Genomic DNA, 14,092 nt, shown 5'->3' on the forward strand with positions numbered 1-14,092 from the left:
GGTGTGCGGTCCGATTGTGCCGTATCGCCCGGCAACCCCGCGTTCAGGCCGATTCTCGCCACGTGCACGACCGGACCGCCACAGTGACGGCATGGCAGGCAACGACGATCTGGTAGTACTGCGGCCGGAAGGGCTGTACTGCGCGGCAGGCGATTTCCATATCGATCCCTGGCGGCCGGTACCGCGCGCGGTCATCACCCATGGCCATGGCGACCATGCGCGTCCGGGCATGGGCGAGTACCACTGCAGCACCGGCAGCGTGCCGATCCTGCGCTGGCGCCTGGGCGATGTGCCGCTGCACGCGCATGCCGAGGGAGTGCCGTTCGCGCTGGGCCGGGTGCAGGTATCGCTGCATCCCGCCGGCCACGTGCTCGGCTCGTCGCAGGTGCGCATCGACGATGGTGAGCAGGTCTGGGTGGCGTCGGGCGACTACAAGCGCCAGCCGGACCCGACCTGCACTGCATTCGAAGTGGTGCCCTGCGATACCTTCATCACCGAGGCGACCTTTGCGCTGCCGATCTACCGCTGGCCCGATACTCGTGCCGTGGCGGCCGAGATCGCCGCCTGGCGGCGCGAGTGCGCGCAGCGGGGCGAAGCGGCAGTGCTGCTCTGCTATGCGCTGGGCAAGGCGCAACGCGTGCTTGCCGAGCTGCGTGCGGTGGATGACCAGCCTGCCTGGCTGCATGGCGCCATCGCCAACGGCGTGGCCGTCTATCGCCAGGCCGGTGTGCCCATGCTCGACACGCTCACCGTTGCCGAACAGGGGCGTCAGCCCGATGCGGCCGGCCAGCTGATCCTGGCCCCACCCTCGGCCGCCGGTACGCCGTGGCTGCGCCGGTTCGGCCGTCACCAGCTCGGTTTCGCCTCGGGCTGGATGCAGTTGCGCGGCAACCGCCGCCGACGCAACGTCGACCGTGGCTTTGTGATCTCCGACCATGCCGATTGGCCAGCGCTGCTGCAGACCATCACCCAGACCGGCGCGCAGCGGGTCATTGCCACCCACGGCAACACCGATGCGTTGATTCCGTACCTGCGCGAACGCGGCGTCGCCGCCGAAGCGTTCCGCACCGATTTCGGAGGCGAGGAATGAAGGCCTTCGCCGCGCTGTACCAGCGGCTGGATCGCAGCACGGCGACACTGGACAAGCGCGCGGCGTTGATCGATTACTTCCAGCACGCACGCCCGCATGACGCAGCGTGGGCGCTGTACCTGCTCAGCGGCGGCAAAGTGGGCGGCGCGCGGCGGAAGATTGCCGGCAGCGGCGAATTGCGGGCGTGGATCGCCGACGAATCCGGCCTGCCCCCCTGGCTGGTCGAAGACAGCTACGCGCAGGTCGGCGACCTTGCTGAAACGCTTACCCTGCTGCTGGATGATCCGGCCACCGAAGCCGAGGATCGGCCTCTGGCCGACTGGATCGAACACCACCTGCTTGCCGTTGCCAACCAGCCGGAGCCGGTGCGTCGTGCCGCCGTAGTCGACGGCTGGCGACTGCTGGCATCGGCCGAACGCCTGGTCTTCAACAAGCTGCTGACCGGCGCCCTGCGCGTTGGCGTGTCGCAGCGCGTGGTGCAGCAGGCCTTGGCCGAGTGGTCCGGGCTGGATATCGCCCGCATCGCCCAGCGCATGCTCGGCGACTGGGTGCCCTCCCCCGGCCTGCTTACCACCTTGCTGTCTGCCGAAGAACTGCCGACCGATCGTCAGCAGCCCTACCCGTTCTTCCTCGCTTCGCCGCTGGAAGGGGAGCCCACCGAGCGGCTGGGCGACATCAGCCACTGGCTGCTGGAATGGAAGTGGGATGGCATCCGCCTGCAGTTGCTGCGGCGCCAGGGCGAGGTGGCGTTGTGGTCGCGCGGCGAAGAACGGCTGGACGGTCGCTTCCCGGAGATCGAGCAGGCGGCAGCGTCTCTGCCCGATGGCTGCGTGCTCGATGGCGAGCTGCTGGCATGGGACGACGCCGACAATCTGCCGCGTGCATTCACCGCCCTGCAGACCCGCATCCAGCGCCGCAAACCCGGCGCCGCCACCCTGCGCAACACGCCGGTACGCGTGCTCGCCTACGATCTGCTTGAGCGCGACGGCGAGGACCTGCGTGCACTGCCGCTGCAGCAGCGACGCGTGCAGTTGGCCGAGGTGATCGGCACGCTCGGCGATCCGCGCATCCAGCTGTCGCCTGAGGTGCCAGCCGACGATTGGCAGCATGCCGCGCAGCTGCGCGAAGCATCGCGCGAGCGTGGCGTGGAAGGGCTGATGCTCAAGCGTCGTGATTCGGTCTACCAGTCCGGGCGTCGCCGTGGCGACTGGTGGAAGTGGAAGGTCGAACCGCTGACGATCGATGCAGTGTTGCTGTACGCGCAGGCAGGCCATGGTCGGCGCAGCACGCTGTACACCGACTACACCTTCGGCGTCTGGGACGGCGAAACACTGGTTCCAGTAGCCAAGGCCTATTCCGGTCTGGACGACAAGGAAATCCTCGCCCTCGACCGCTGGATACGTGCACACACGCGTGAACGCTTCGGCCCGGTGCGCAGCGTAAGTGCCGAACAGGTGTTCGAACTTGGTTTCGAAGCAGTCAACCGCAGCGCGCGCCACAAGTCCGGCATTGCCGTGCGCTTTCCACGCATCCTGCGCTGGCGCCACGACAAGCCGGCTGCCGAAGCCGACCACCTGGACCAGTTGCAGGCGCTGGCGCGATGAAGCGCAGCGATGCGCTGCAGCGCCTGCACGCATGGTTCGGCAGCCGCGGCTGGCGCCCCCTGCCCTTCCAGCGCGCGATGTGGCGTCATTACCTGGCGGGCGAATCGGGCCTGCTGCACACGCCCACCGGCAGCGGCAAGACCCTTGCCATGTTCGGCGGCCCCTTGTTGCAGGCGATGCTCGACCCGCCCCCCGCACCGCGTCGCGCCAGCGCGGTACGCCCGCTGCAGGTGCTGTGGGTAACGCCGCTGCGTGCGCTGGCCAGCGATACCGCACGTGCGCTGCAGGCACCGATCGACGGCCTGGGCCTGGGCTGGCGCGTGGGGCTGCGCAGCGGCGATGCCAGCAACCGTGACCGGCGCCAGGCCCGCGAAGGTCGCATCGACGTGCTGGTCACCACGCCGGAGTCGCTGGCGCTGCTGCTCAGCTATCCCGACACCCTCGAGCGCATGGGCCAACTGCGCTGCGTGGTGGTGGACGAATGGCACGAACTGCTGGGCAACAAGCGTGGCGTGCTGCTGCAGTTGAATCTGGCGCTGCTGCGTGATGCAGCGCCGGCGATGCAGCTGTGGGGGCTGTCGGCCACATTGGGCAACCTGCCACAGGCACGCGACGTACTGCTGCCACACCGTCCACAGGCAACGATCGTGGAAGGTGCACGGCAGCGGCGGGTGACGATCCGCAGCCTGCTGCCCGAACCCGGCGAACGCTTTCCATGGGCCGGGCATCTTGGCCTTTCCCAGCTTCCGCGCGTGCTCGACGCGCTGTTCCGTGCACGCAGCAGCCTGCTCTTCACCAATACCCGTGCGCAGGCGGAACTGTGGCACCAGGCCCTCGCAGCCGTGTGGCCGGAAGATGCCGGCACGCTCGCCCTGCACCATGGATCATTGGATCCCACGCTGCGACAGCAGGTCGAGGACGGACTGCGTGCGGGCACGCTGCGGTGCGTGGTGGCCACTTCCAGCCTGGATCTGGGCGTGGACTTTCCGGAAGTGGACCAGGTGCTGCAGCTGGGCAGCCCGAAGGGCGTGGCGCGCCTGCGCCAGCGCGCAGGGCGTGCGCGCCATCGGCCCGGTGCCAGCGGCCAGATACTGTGCATTCCCAGCCATGCGCTGGAACTGGCCGAGTACGCGGCGGCCCGGCACGCGTTGCATGACGGGGTGATCGAAGCGCGACGTCCTCCCACGTTGTCGCTGGACGTATTGGCCCAGCACGCCGTCAGCCGCGCGCTGGCGGGCGGCTTCAACGCCAATGCACTGCTGGAACAGGTCCGTGGCACGCATGCCTTCGCCGCGCTGGAGGACGCACAGTGGAATGCGGTGATCGATTTCATCGTGCAGGGCGGACGTGCATTGTCCCGGTACCCGGAGTTCCATAAGGTGGTACGCGATGCCGACGGCGTGTACCGCATGCCCGATCGCCGCCAGGCGCTGCGCCATCGGCTGTCGATCGGCACCATCAGCAGCGACGGCAGCGTGCGCGTACAGTTCCTGCGTGGCGGCAGCCTGGGCGCGGTGGAAGAGCAGTTCGCCAGCCGCCTGCGCCGCGGCGACCGTTTCCAGTTTGCGGGGCGGCTGCTGGAGCTGGTGCAGCTGCGCGACATGACCGCGTTCGTGCGCGTGGCGCGCGGTGGTGGTGATGGCGTGGTACCGCGCTGGCAGGGCGGTCAACTGCCACTGTCGATGCCGCTTGGCCGCGAACTGGAAAAGGTGCTGTCAGGCGCCGACCAGAGCGCGGAGTCGCGGTGGCTTGCGCCGCTGCTGGCATTGCAGTCGCAGCTGTCTGCGGCGCCATCGCCCGACCACCTGCTGGTGGAAGACGTGCGCCGACGCGAAGGCCAGTTCCTGTTCGTCTATCCCTTTGCGGGCCGCCATGTGCATGAAGCACTGGCCGCGCTGCTGGCCCTTCGCTGCACCCGTCGGCAACGCAACAGCATCGGCTATGCAGTGAATGACCATGGCCTGGTGCTCGCTCCGGCAACGCCGGTGGATCTGCAGGAACAGGACTGGCGGGCAATGCTGGATGCTGCAGGTTTGCTGCAGGACCTGCGCGAAGCGGTGAACCTGGGCGAGCTGGCGCGCCGCCAGTTCCGCGGCATCGCGCGCGTAGCGGGCCTGCTGGTGCCCAGCCTGCCGGGTGGCATGCCACGCTCGCTGCGCCAGCTGCAGGCTTCCGCCGGACTGCTGCATGACGTGCTGCGCGAGCACGACCCGGAGCATCTGCTGCTGGCATTGGCCGAGCAGGAAGTACTGCACGACAGCCTCGACCTGCCCGGGTTGCAGCAGGTGCTGGCACGCATCGCCACACGTTCGTTGTCCCTGCAGCGGCCCTCATCACTGACCCCGCTGGCATTTCCCTTGTGGGCCGAACGCCTGCGTGGGCAGTTCAGCAATGAAGACTGGCGCACGCGCGTGCAGCGTGCCGCGCAGCAGCTGGAGCGCCGCCATGGCCGCTGATCTTCCGCTGCAGCTGGGAGGTGAGTCGATGCTTCTGCTCGGCGGCCGGGCGCTGCTGTGGCCGGCGCAGCGCGCGCTGTTGATCGCCGACCTGCACCTGGGCAAGGCGGACGTGTTCCGGCGTGCGGGAATCGCCCTGCCGTCGGGCGGCACCGGCAATGACCTGCAGCGCCTGCAGGACCTGGTGACCATGCACCAGTGCCGACAACTATGGATCCTCGGCGACGTCCTGCACGGCCCGGCGCATCGCGCGGCCTGGTATCAGCAATGGCTCGGTTGGCGAGAGCAGCACGCGGCGCTGGACATCCACGTGGTGCGCGGCAATCACGACCGGGATCTACCGAAGGCGGCGCTGCAGGTGCAGATGCATGACGACGCGCGATGGGGACCGTTCCTGCTGCGGCACGAGCCGCTGGCCGATGCCTCCGCGCACGTGCTGGCAGGCCATGTGCATCCGCAGGTTGCGTTGCCGGCACTGCGTCGGCGCTTCCCCGCGTTCTGGCTGCGCCAGGGCGTGACCATCCTGCCGGCATTCTCGGCATTCACCGCCGGTGTGGTGCCTGTACTGGCGCCGGGCGAACAGCTGCTCGCCTGTGTGGAAGACAGCGTAGTGCCGCTACCGGTTCGCTGACGCGTCGAGACCTGCGCGGGATTACGACGGGCGGGCGGCGATTCCGTGCATCAGGCTGAAATCCTGCGTCGCCTCGTCGGCGTGGCGCGGCAGTGCCTGTATCGCCATCAGCATTTCCTGCGCGCAGGCGCGGATATGGCCGTGGCTTTCCGGTGATGCGTGGCTGATCAGACTGCCGACATGAAACTCGAACACATCTTCCAGTACGTCGGGCTGGTCCTCGTGCAGCATCCGCAGCAGACCGCGCAGCTTGCAGATTTCCGATTCCAGCTTCTCGACCGCGAACAACATGGCATCCTCCTCGTGCATCGTGCGGCGCATCCGGGCCGCAGCAGGCAGCGACGGCGGCGCCACCCGGGCCACGCGATGATCGATCACGAAAAGGAAAGCGGGCGACGCGGCTGCCGCGTGCTCATCTCTTGTCGCATAAACGGGGTGAGGCAATCGTTAAATGCCGTAACGAAAGGCTTCACGCGGTCGCTGGCATTTCCACGCTCTGTAGCGGCAGGGGCGCAGCGGCAAGCGCCTGGATGAATGCCGGATCGAGCGGCAACGCGCCCAGCCACCCGTGCTGGGTGCCGCTGAGCACGCGCAGCATGTGCCCGCGCCCGCCAGGCAGTCGTCCCATCGGTCCCAACAGCACATCGCGCGCCTTTGCCCACGCATCGCGATCGGACTGGAACAGCGGCGTCAGCCAGCGGCTCCAGCGCTGATAGACCGCCACATGCGCACGTCGTTGCGCCTGGTAGGCCTGCAATGCCGGTTCGCCACCACCGTGGGTGCGTAACGCGTCGCGCAGTGCCAGTGCATCCAGCAGCGCCATGTTCACGCCCTGCCCCAGCTGCGGGCTCATCGCATGTGCTGCATCGCCTGCCAGCACCAGCCGCCCCTGATGCCAACGCTTCATCACGGCATCGCGGTACACCGCACGCGCCAGCTGACCGGCGTCGCGCAGATGCGCGAAGCGCGCGCCCGCCTGTGGCCACAGCGCATGCAGTTCTTCCAGCCACGGCGCCATGCCGTCGCCCTGCCAGCGGTCGAAATCCGCACGCGGCAGGCTCCAGAAGAAGCTCAGGCGAGGCGTGTCGTCACCGGGTCGGGTGCCCACCGGCAGCAGGCCGATCATCTTGCGCGCGGCGACGTAGCGCTGCCGCAGCTGCTGCATGTGCGGCCAGTCTTCGGCCGGCAACAGGCACCACAGCGCGCCCCACGGGTACACCCGGTCCAGCGCCGCACCACCGTCGACGGCGTTGCGCAGCGTAGAGGCGGCGCCGTCGGCGGCAACCACCAGATCGAACGGTCCGTGCGTGCGACCGTCGCTGTCGCGCAGCCGTCCCTGCTGGTGATCGACCTCGACGATGGTCGTGCCCACGTGCAGCTCGCCGGCGCCTTCACGCGCCTGGTCCAGCACCGAAAACAACGCCCCGCGCTGCATGCCCATGCCGTGCAGGCGCGCATCCAGGCCGTCATAGCCCATGTCCATCACCGCGCGCTCGCACGGCGTATCGCCATACAGCCTTCTCACCGGCATGGCGTAGCCACGCACGGCCTCAAGCAGGCCCATCTGCCACAGCACCTGCAGTCCGCTGGGCTGCAGCAGGAATCCCGCACCCACCGGCCCGGGGGTCGGCACGCGTTCGAAGATCTCCACCTCGTGGCCATCACGGGTGAGCAGGATGGCCAATGCCTGGCCAGCGGTGCCGTATCCAATCACGGCGATGCGCAGTCGTTCCGTCATGCCCGCATTGTGCCACCGGCGCAGGGGCGGTACATCAGCTGCCCCTCTTCCGAGCAGATGTGCCGGGCTCCGCCACCACCGCCGGCTCTCCTGCGAATGTCCCCCGGCAGCCTCTGCGCGGCTGCCTCCTCCTTTACTTCGCAGGAGAGCCGGCAGTGGTGGCAGCGCTCAGCTTTCATGGCATCTGTTGGCGCGCGCGATTCCGCAACGGGAGCGCCTGTCCTTGCGTGCGAAGTAAAGGAGGAGGCGATGGCCGCAGGCCGGCGCCGGGGGACATTCGCACGCAAGGACAGGCGCTCCCGCCGCAAGAGCATCTTCACGGCCAGCAAAAAAAACCCCGCCGAAGCGGGGTTTTCAACGCACTATCGAGTGGATCACTCGGCCGGAACGATGTTCGAGGCCTGGGCGCCCTTCGGGCCCTGGGTCACGTCGTAGGTGACCTTCTGGCCTTCCTGCAGACTGCGGAAGCCCTTGGAGTTGATCGCGGAGAAGTGCGCGAAGACGTCGGCGCTGCCGTCCTCCGGCGAGATGAAGCCAAATCCCTTGGCGTCGTTGAACCACTTGACGGTACCGTTCGGCATGGTGATGCGTGACCTTATGCAATGAATGGGTGGTGTACGCTGAACCCGCGCACAAGCTGAGTATGCAAAGCTTGTTACGCGAAGACAATCACCCCCGCGCCAATTCGCCGACCAGTTCCGGAAGTCCGTTGCTGGCGGCCTGCACATTGGCGAGCACTTCGGCCATGGTGATCTCCTCACCATCACCGCACCCGGCGGCCCAGTTGGCAACGATCGCCAGGCAGGCGTAATCCAGCCCCAGCTCACGCGCCAGCGCCGCTTCGGGCATGCCGGTCATGCCGACCAGATCGCAGCCATCGCGGCGCATGCGCGCGATCTCGGCGATGGTTTCCAGCCGCGGCCCCTGGGTCGCGCCATAGCAGCCGCCATCGTGGACCTTCACACCGGTCACCTTCGCCGCCGCCAGGATCTTGCTGCGCAGCATCGGCGTATACGGATGGCCGAAGTCGACGTGCACCACGTCGGTGCCCTCTTCTTCGCAGATCGTGCTGATGCGGCCCCAGGTGTAATCGATTACCTGATCCGGGCAGGCCAGCACGCGCGGCCCGAAATCGTCACCGATGCCACCGACCGTGTTCAGCGCCAGCACCCGCTGCGCGCCGATCTGCTGCAGCGCGGCCAGGTTGGCCCGGTAGTTGATCTTGTGCGGCGGCAACGAATGGCCTTCACCATGGCGTGCAAGGAAGGCCACGCGATGACCGAGCAATGTCCCGACCCGCACCGGGCCGGACGGCTTGCCGAAGCGGGTGTCGACTTCGTGGGTCTGCACGTCGTCAAGCTTGGCCAGGTTGTAGACACCGGTACCGCCAATCACGGCCAGGGCGATCTGTTGCATGGAAAGCACTCCAGAGAAAAAAGAACGCCGGCACCCGAGGATGCCGGCGGCAGGAAACGCAGGCCGCAGGCGGCCGCGTTGTTATTCCTTCATCGCGTAGATGGCCGGCACGCAGCGCAGGGTTTCGTTGACGTCCATGCCGAAACCGAACACGTAGCGATCCGGCAGCTCGATGCCGGCATAGTCGGCGGTGACATCCGGCAGCGCGCGATCGTGCTTCTTCACGGTCATCGCGGCAATACGCACGTCGGTCGCGCCCTGCTCCAGGCACCAGGTACGCACGCCCTGCAGGGTGTAACCCTCGTCGAGGATGTCATCGACCAGCAGCACGCGGCGGCCGAACAGCGCCGTGGCCGGCTTGTGCTTCCACACCAGGTCGCCGCCGGTGGTCTCACCGCGGTAACGGGTGGCGTGCAGGTAATCGAACTGCACGTCCTGGCCACGCGCGCCCAGCTCCAGTGCCAGCTGGCCGGCGAACGGCAGCGCACCGTGCATGATCGACAGGAACAGCGGCACCTCGCCCTGGTAGTCGCGCGCGATGGCGTCGGCGATGCCGGCAATGGCCTTGTCGATGGTGGGGCGGTCGACCAGCAGGTCGGCTTGGGCCAGGGCCTGGGAAATGGTGAGGTTCGGCATCAGACGGTTCTTCCAAGGGTTTGCAGCAGACGGGATTGGGTGTCGCCATGGCGGGCATCGGCCAGCAGGCCATCCCAGCCAAGCGCGCCGCGGCCGAGCAGGCCCAGCAGCGCAGCGGTATTGAGGGAGCGTCCCTGCACCGCGTGCAGGGCTTCATCGACCAGCTCCGGGTGGCAGACCAGCACCACATCGCAGCCGGCATCCAGGTGTGCGTGCACGCGTGCCGGCACGCCACCGGCGCTGTGCGAGGCGGCCATGCCGATGTCATCGGAGAACACCACGCCGCGGAAGCCGAGCTCGCCACGCAGGATCTGCTGGATCCAGCGCGGCGAGTAACCAGCGGGTTCCGGTGCGACCTGCGGGTAGATCACGTGCGCCATCATCACCGCATCGGCGCCGGCGGCGATACCGGCCGTGAACGGGACCAGATCCTGTGCGCGCAGTTCATCCAGCGCACGCGGATCGATCGCGGTATCCACGTGGGTGTCTTCCAGCACGGTGCCATGGCCGGGGAAATGCTTGAGGGTGGCGGCCATGCCGACCGCATGCATGCCGCGTACGTAGGCGGCGGTGAACGCGGCCACGACCTGCGGGTCTTCACTGAAGGCACGATTGCCGATGGCGCGATTGCCACGGCCGAGGTCGACCACCGGGGCGAAGCTCAGGTCCACGCCGCTGGCACGGACCTCACTGGCCATCAGCCAGGCGTGCTGCTCGGCCAATGCCAGCGCAGCGTCGGGATCCCTGGCGTACTGGACACCGATGTCCTGCAGCGGCGGCAGTTCGCTGAAGCCCTCACGGAAGCGCTGCACGCGACCGCCTTCCTGGTCCACGCAGATCAACTGCGGGCGCGGTGCGGCAGCGCGGATCGCCGCGGACAGTTCGGTCACCTGCTGCCGCGAAGCGAAGTTGCGCTTGAACAGCACCACCCCGGCCACAGCATCGTGCTGCAGCCACTCACGTTCCTGGGCGGTCAGTTCAGTACCGGCAACGCCGATCAGCAGCATGGTCGATCTCCACAACGGGCGCCCGCATGGCGCAGTGCCGCATTGTCGCAGAACCGGCCAACAGGCGCAGTGGTCAAAAAGGGGGACGGAAGGGATCAAGGCGCAATCGACCCACTGGTGCCGGATGCGACTCAACCCCCTCCGTCCCCTTCTGCGGGTCGGTCAGACCTTGCAGCCGTCCGCGCCGCAGGCGTCGTCGCCGCCGTCCGGGGCACCCTCCGCGCCCTGCCCTGCCGCCTGCTCGGCGGCGATCTGGCGCAGCGCGTTGGCGAAGGCTTCCGGGGGCTGGGCTCCGGAAACCGCCCAGCGGCCGTCGATGACGAAGGTGGGCACCGAGGAGATACCCAGTGCGTGGGCCTGTGCCAGGCCCGCTTCCACCTCGGCCTGGCCACGATCGCCGGCCAGCATCTGCTGGATCTCGTCTGCGGCAAGGCCACCGGCGGCGCCGGCCGCGACCAGCACCGCCGGGTCGGCCAGATTCTGTCCATGCTCGAAATGGGCGCGGAACAGCGCCTCACCGACGGCCTCCTGCACGCCGTGCAGGCCAGCCAGCCACAACAGGCGATGCGCCGGCAGCGTGGTTACCCGCACCTGGCCCTGGCTGAAGTCCATCGGCAGGCCCTCGGCCCGCGCAGCGGTCTGGGTCTGGCCCAGAATCTGCTCGGTGCGCTCGGCACCGCCGAACTTGCGCACATAGGCCTCGCGCAGTGGCACCGGGGTGGCGTCCGCATCGGGGTCAAGCTGGAACGGCTGCCAGTGGATCTCGAGTTCGGGCGCATCGGCGCCCAGCAACTGCACACCCTGCTGGAAGCGATGCTTGCCGATCCAGCACCAGGGGCAGACCACGTCGGAGTAGATGTCGATTCTCATCCCCCCGACATGGGGGCCGACACCCTCGAAAAAAGGGGACGGAGGGTTTCACCACTGTGAATAGGGGCGGCTGGCCAGAGCGACGTTGTAGTAGCGGGCGTCGTCGGTCACTTCGGCGCCGATCCAGTCCGGCAGGTCGATGACCTGGTCGGCGCTGTCCAGCTCGACTTCGGCGACCACCAGGCCGGCGTTGTCGCCGAGGAACTCGTCCACTTCCCAGGTCAGGCCGGCGTACTCGACCAGATGCCGGCGCTTGTCGATCAGGCCGCCGACGCACAGCGCCAGCAGGTCGCGCGCATCCTGCACCGGAATCGGATAGTCGAACTCCTGCCGGGTATGGCCCAGGGTGCGCGACTTCAGGTTCAGCGCGGCCTTGTCGCCTTCGATGCGGACCCGCACCGACGCGTTCTGGGTGCCGCGGTCGAGCGCGCCCAGATCGTTGATGTAGCCCTGCGCCATCGGGATGACCCGGTGCGCGGCAGTGCGCCACCCATCATGGGTGACGAGGAATTTGCGTTCGATTTCGATGCCCATGGGCACAGTATGCGGCTCACGCCAGACGCTGCCTATCGGCGCGGCGACGGGCAGGACTACACTGCGCGGCCCCCCAACCATGGAATGGTCGCTCATGACGCTTTCCCATCGCCTTCGTCGCTGTCTTGCCCTGTCGGCGCTGCTGCCGTGCGCCGTTGCCAGCGCCGGATCGGCGACCGTACCTTCGCTGCAGCAGGCACAGGCTGCGATGGACCGGATGTTCGACCAGGCCGTTGCCGATCGCCCCGCCAGCGACAGCAGTCGCCTGGTTGCCGAGACGTTCCGGCCCCGTCTGCAGACCCTGGACAGCTGTGCCCCCGCCGAGGCCGGCGACGCCGTCGATTGCATCGCCACCGCCAGCGCAGGCATCAACTCGCGACCACAGCTGCTGCGGCTGGCGCTGGTGGATGGCGCGTGGGCACTGCCTGACCAGCGCAATGTGCCCGTACCGGCACCGCCCCGCGAAAGAGTGCAGGTGCTGCTGCGGGAACGGATCGCCGGGCAGGCGCAGCAGCAGGCCGACCCAGCCCTGCGCGCACGCTTCGAACAGGCTGCCGGCACCCTGCAGGTGCAGGACGTGAGGAACTGCGAGGTCGCCAGCGACAGGGCCGCCATCGAATGCACCGTGCGCGCCGGCGACGGCAGCGAGCATGGCGAGCAGTCCATGGCCTTCGTGCGCGTGGACGGCCAGTGGCAGAACGCCCCGGCCGACTGACCGCATTGCCTGCCTGCAAGCGGCAAGGCAGGCGCCGGGCAGCCCCCGGCGCTGCAGGCATCAGCGCTTTTCGAACACCGCGATGCTTTCCACGTGCGCGGTATGCGGGAACATGTCCATCGCACCGGCGCTGACCAGGGTGAAGCCCTGTTCGTTGACCAGATAGCCTGCATCGCGGGCCAGCGAGCCCGGATGGCAGCTGACATAGACGATGCGCTTGAACTGCTTCAACGGCAGCTGCTGCAGCACTTCGATGGCGCCCGAACGCGGCGGATCCAGCAGCAGCTTGTCAAAGCCCTGGCGCATCCAGGCCGTGCTGCGCTGGTCCTGAGTAAGGTCGGCGCTGTAGAACTGCGCGTTGGTCAGCCCGTTGCGCTCGGCGTTCTCACGCGCACGCGCCACCAGCCCGGCATCGCCTTCCACGCCCACCACTTCGCGCACCTTGCGCGCCAGCGGCAGGGTGAAGTTGCCCAGGCCACAGAACAGGTCCAGCACGCGCTCGTCGGCACCGGGTTCAAGCAGGTCCAGCGCGTGGGCGATCATCTTCTCGTTGAGCTTGGCATTGACCTGGATGAAATCCAGCGGACGGAACGCCAGTTCGACATCCCACGGCGCCAGCCGGAACGAAAGCGCCACGCCCTGCCCGTCCAGCGGCTGCACGGTATCCACGCCGCCCGACTGCAGGTAGATGACAAAGCCGTGCTGTTGGCCGAAGGCCGCCCAGGCGGCGCGATCAGCATCACTCAGCGGCTGCAGGTGGCGCACGGTCAGCACCACGGCCTGGTCACCGGCGATGAACTCGATCTGCGGGATGTCGCGCTTGCCATCCAGGGATTCGATGAAGGTCGACAGCACCTCCACCTTGGTGCCGATTTCCGGGATCACGGTCAGGCACTGCTGCAGGTCCGCGACGAAGCGCGGGTCCTGCTCGCGGAAGCCGACCAGGGTCTTGTCCTTCTTCTCGACCCGGCGCACCGAGAACCGGCCCTTGCGGCGGTAGCCCCAGCTGTCACCCACCAGCGGCGGCAGCACGGTGCCCGGCTTCACATGGCCGATGCGCTCCAGGTTGTCCATCAGCACGCGCTGCTTGGCGACGATCTGCTGGTCTTCGTCCAGGTGCTGCAGCACGCAGCCGGCGCAGGTGCCGAAATGCGGGCACTTGGGGGTCACCCGCTGCGGCGAGGCCTGCAGCACTTCCACCGTGCGCGCCTCATCGAAGTGGCGGCTGCGGGCGGTCTGTTCGGCCATCACCACTTCGCCCGGCAGGGCGCCGCTGATGAAGGTGACCTTGCCGCCCTCGCCTTCACGGCGGGCAACACCGCGACCATCATGGCTGAGGTCGAGGATCTCGGTCTGGAAGGGAGTACGGTCGATGCGGGAGCGGGATCGGGCCAC

General features: G+C 68.0%; 14 protein-coding genes. 5 read left to right on the forward strand and 9 right to left on the reverse strand.

The genetic code is table 11. The annotated features are described in order from the left end of the window. The first annotated feature begins 91 nt into the window (after positions 1-91). From CR918_RS13460 to pdeM, 4 genes are read left to right on the forward strand one after another with little or no spacing between them, the layout of a single operon-like run. Positions 92-1,090: a ligase-associated DNA damage response exonuclease gene (locus tag CR918_RS13460; protein WP_033831729.1), complete on the forward strand. Its 999-nt coding sequence runs from the start codon at positions 92-94 to the stop codon at positions 1,088-1,090. After that, positions 1,087-2,694 carry an ATP-dependent DNA ligase gene (locus CR918_RS13465; protein WP_099843267.1) on the forward strand — a complete coding sequence of 536 codons (1,608 nt, stop codon included), beginning with the start codon at positions 1,087-1,089 and terminating at the stop codon, positions 2,692-2,694. Before CR918_RS13460 ends, CR918_RS13465 begins: the two co-directional genes overlap by 4 nt. Then, positions 2,691-5,150, forward strand: a complete 2,460-nt coding sequence (locus CR918_RS13470; RefSeq protein WP_099843269.1) for a ligase-associated DNA damage response DEXH box helicase — start codon at positions 2,691-2,693, stop codon at positions 5,148-5,150. The genes CR918_RS13465 and CR918_RS13470 overlap by 4 nt, the downstream gene beginning before the upstream one ends. Next, positions 5,140-5,781 carry a ligase-associated DNA damage response endonuclease PdeM gene (gene pdeM / locus CR918_RS13475; RefSeq protein WP_099786110.1) on the forward strand — a complete coding sequence of 214 codons (642 nt, stop codon included), beginning with the start codon at positions 5,140-5,142 and terminating at the stop codon, positions 5,779-5,781. The genes CR918_RS13470 and pdeM overlap by 11 nt, the downstream gene beginning before the upstream one ends. 21 nt (positions 5,782-5,802) lie before the next feature. On the opposite strand, the gene CR918_RS13480 is transcribed toward pdeM, so the two are convergent. The 8 genes from CR918_RS13480 to CR918_RS13515 form a co-directional block, all read right to left on the reverse strand. Next, entirely contained in the window at positions 5,803-6,072 is a 270-nt protein-coding gene (locus CR918_RS13480; RefSeq protein ID WP_025879177.1) for a hypothetical protein, read from the reverse strand. Between the two features lie 178 nt (positions 6,073-6,250). After that, the gene (locus CR918_RS13485; protein ID WP_099785012.1) at positions 6,251-7,519 is read right to left on the reverse strand and encodes an FAD-dependent oxidoreductase; all 1,269 of its coding nucleotides are present in this window, start codon (positions 7,517-7,519) and stop codon (positions 6,251-6,253) included. A gap of 374 nt (positions 7,520-7,893) precedes the next feature. Next, positions 7,894-8,100, reverse strand: a complete 207-nt coding sequence (gene cspE / locus CR918_RS13490; RefSeq protein WP_019183439.1) for a transcription antiterminator/RNA stability regulator CspE — start codon at positions 8,098-8,100, stop codon at positions 7,894-7,896. An 88-nt stretch (positions 8,101-8,188) separates the two neighbouring features. Next, positions 8,189-8,935: an S-methyl-5'-thioinosine phosphorylase gene (locus CR918_RS13495; RefSeq protein ID WP_025879179.1), complete on the reverse strand. Its 747-nt coding sequence runs from the start codon at positions 8,933-8,935 to the stop codon at positions 8,189-8,191. Positions 8,936-9,016: 81 nt separating this feature from the next. Then, positions 9,017-9,571 carry a hypoxanthine-guanine phosphoribosyltransferase gene (locus tag CR918_RS13500; RefSeq protein WP_025879180.1) on the reverse strand — a complete coding sequence of 185 codons (555 nt, stop codon included), beginning with the start codon at positions 9,569-9,571 and terminating at the stop codon, positions 9,017-9,019. Continuing rightward, the gene (nagZ, locus tag CR918_RS13505; protein WP_025879181.1) at positions 9,571-10,578 is read right to left on the reverse strand and encodes a beta-N-acetylhexosaminidase; all 1,008 of its coding nucleotides are present in this window, start codon (positions 10,576-10,578) and stop codon (positions 9,571-9,573) included. Before nagZ ends, CR918_RS13500 begins: the two co-directional genes overlap by 1 nt. Positions 10,579-10,740: 162 nt before the next feature. Beyond that, positions 10,741-11,448, reverse strand: a complete 708-nt coding sequence (locus CR918_RS13510) for a DsbA family oxidoreductase (RefSeq protein ID WP_099843271.1) — start codon at positions 11,446-11,448, stop codon at positions 10,741-10,743. A 48-nt stretch (positions 11,449-11,496) separates the two neighbouring features. Further along, positions 11,497-11,982, reverse strand: a complete 486-nt coding sequence (locus CR918_RS13515) for a CYTH domain-containing protein (protein WP_025879183.1) — start codon at positions 11,980-11,982, stop codon at positions 11,497-11,499. 94 nt (positions 11,983-12,076) lie between these two features. Between CR918_RS13515 and CR918_RS13520 the strand changes: the two genes are divergently transcribed. Next, entirely contained in the window at positions 12,077-12,697 is a 621-nt protein-coding gene (locus CR918_RS13520) for a hypothetical protein (RefSeq protein WP_099785016.1), read from the forward strand. A 60-nt stretch (positions 12,698-12,757) separates the two neighbouring features. Here the strand turns inward: CR918_RS13520 and rlmD are convergent, their stop codons facing one another. Then, entirely contained in the window at positions 12,758-14,092 is a 1,335-nt protein-coding gene (gene rlmD, locus CR918_RS13525) for a 23S rRNA (uracil(1939)-C(5))-methyltransferase RlmD (protein WP_032977094.1), read from the reverse strand.

Source organism: Stenotrophomonas indicatrix (genome assembly GCF_002750975.1).
Lineage (GTDB): Bacteria > Pseudomonadota > Gammaproteobacteria > Xanthomonadales > Xanthomonadaceae > Stenotrophomonas > Stenotrophomonas indicatrix.

What these genes read in the sequence shown, in the direction of transcription:
- CR918_RS13460 (WP_033831729.1), top strand. Translation starts at nt 92, where the DNA reads ATGGCAGGCAACGACGATCTGGTAGTACTGCGGCCGGAAGGGCTGTAC.
- CR918_RS13465 (WP_099843267.1), top strand. Translation starts at nt 1,087, where the DNA reads ATGAAGGCCTTCGCCGCGCTGTACCAGCGGCTGGATCGCAGCACGGCG.
- CR918_RS13470 (WP_099843269.1), top strand. Translation starts at nt 2,691, where the DNA reads ATGAAGCGCAGCGATGCGCTGCAGCGCCTGCACGCATGGTTCGGCAGC.
- pdeM (WP_099786110.1), top strand. Translation starts at nt 5,140, where the DNA reads ATGGCCGCTGATCTTCCGCTGCAGCTGGGAGGTGAGTCGATGCTTCTG.
- CR918_RS13480 (WP_025879177.1), bottom strand. Translation starts at nt 6,072, where the DNA reads ATGTTGTTCGCGGTCGAGAAGCTGGAATCGGAAATCTGCAAGCTGCGC.
- CR918_RS13485 (WP_099785012.1), bottom strand. Translation starts at nt 7,519, where the DNA reads ATGACGGAACGACTGCGCATCGCCGTGATTGGATACGGCACCGCTGGC.
- cspE (WP_019183439.1), bottom strand. Translation starts at nt 8,100, where the DNA reads ATGCCGAACGGTACCGTCAAGTGGTTCAACGACGCCAAGGGATTTGGC.
- CR918_RS13495 (WP_025879179.1), bottom strand. Translation starts at nt 8,935, where the DNA reads ATGCAACAGATCGCCCTGGCCGTGATTGGCGGTACCGGTGTCTACAAC.
- CR918_RS13500 (WP_025879180.1), bottom strand. Translation starts at nt 9,571, where the DNA reads ATGCCGAACCTCACCATTTCCCAGGCCCTGGCCCAAGCCGACCTGCTG.
- nagZ (WP_025879181.1), bottom strand. Translation starts at nt 10,578, where the DNA reads ATGCTGCTGATCGGCGTTGCCGGTACTGAACTGACCGCCCAGGAACGT.
- CR918_RS13510 (WP_099843271.1), bottom strand. Translation starts at nt 11,448, where the DNA reads ATGAGAATCGACATCTACTCCGACGTGGTCTGCCCCTGGTGCTGGATC.
- CR918_RS13515 (WP_025879183.1), bottom strand. Translation starts at nt 11,982, where the DNA reads ATGGGCATCGAAATCGAACGCAAATTCCTCGTCACCCATGATGGGTGG.
- CR918_RS13520 (WP_099785016.1), top strand. Translation starts at nt 12,077, where the DNA reads ATGACGCTTTCCCATCGCCTTCGTCGCTGTCTTGCCCTGTCGGCGCTG.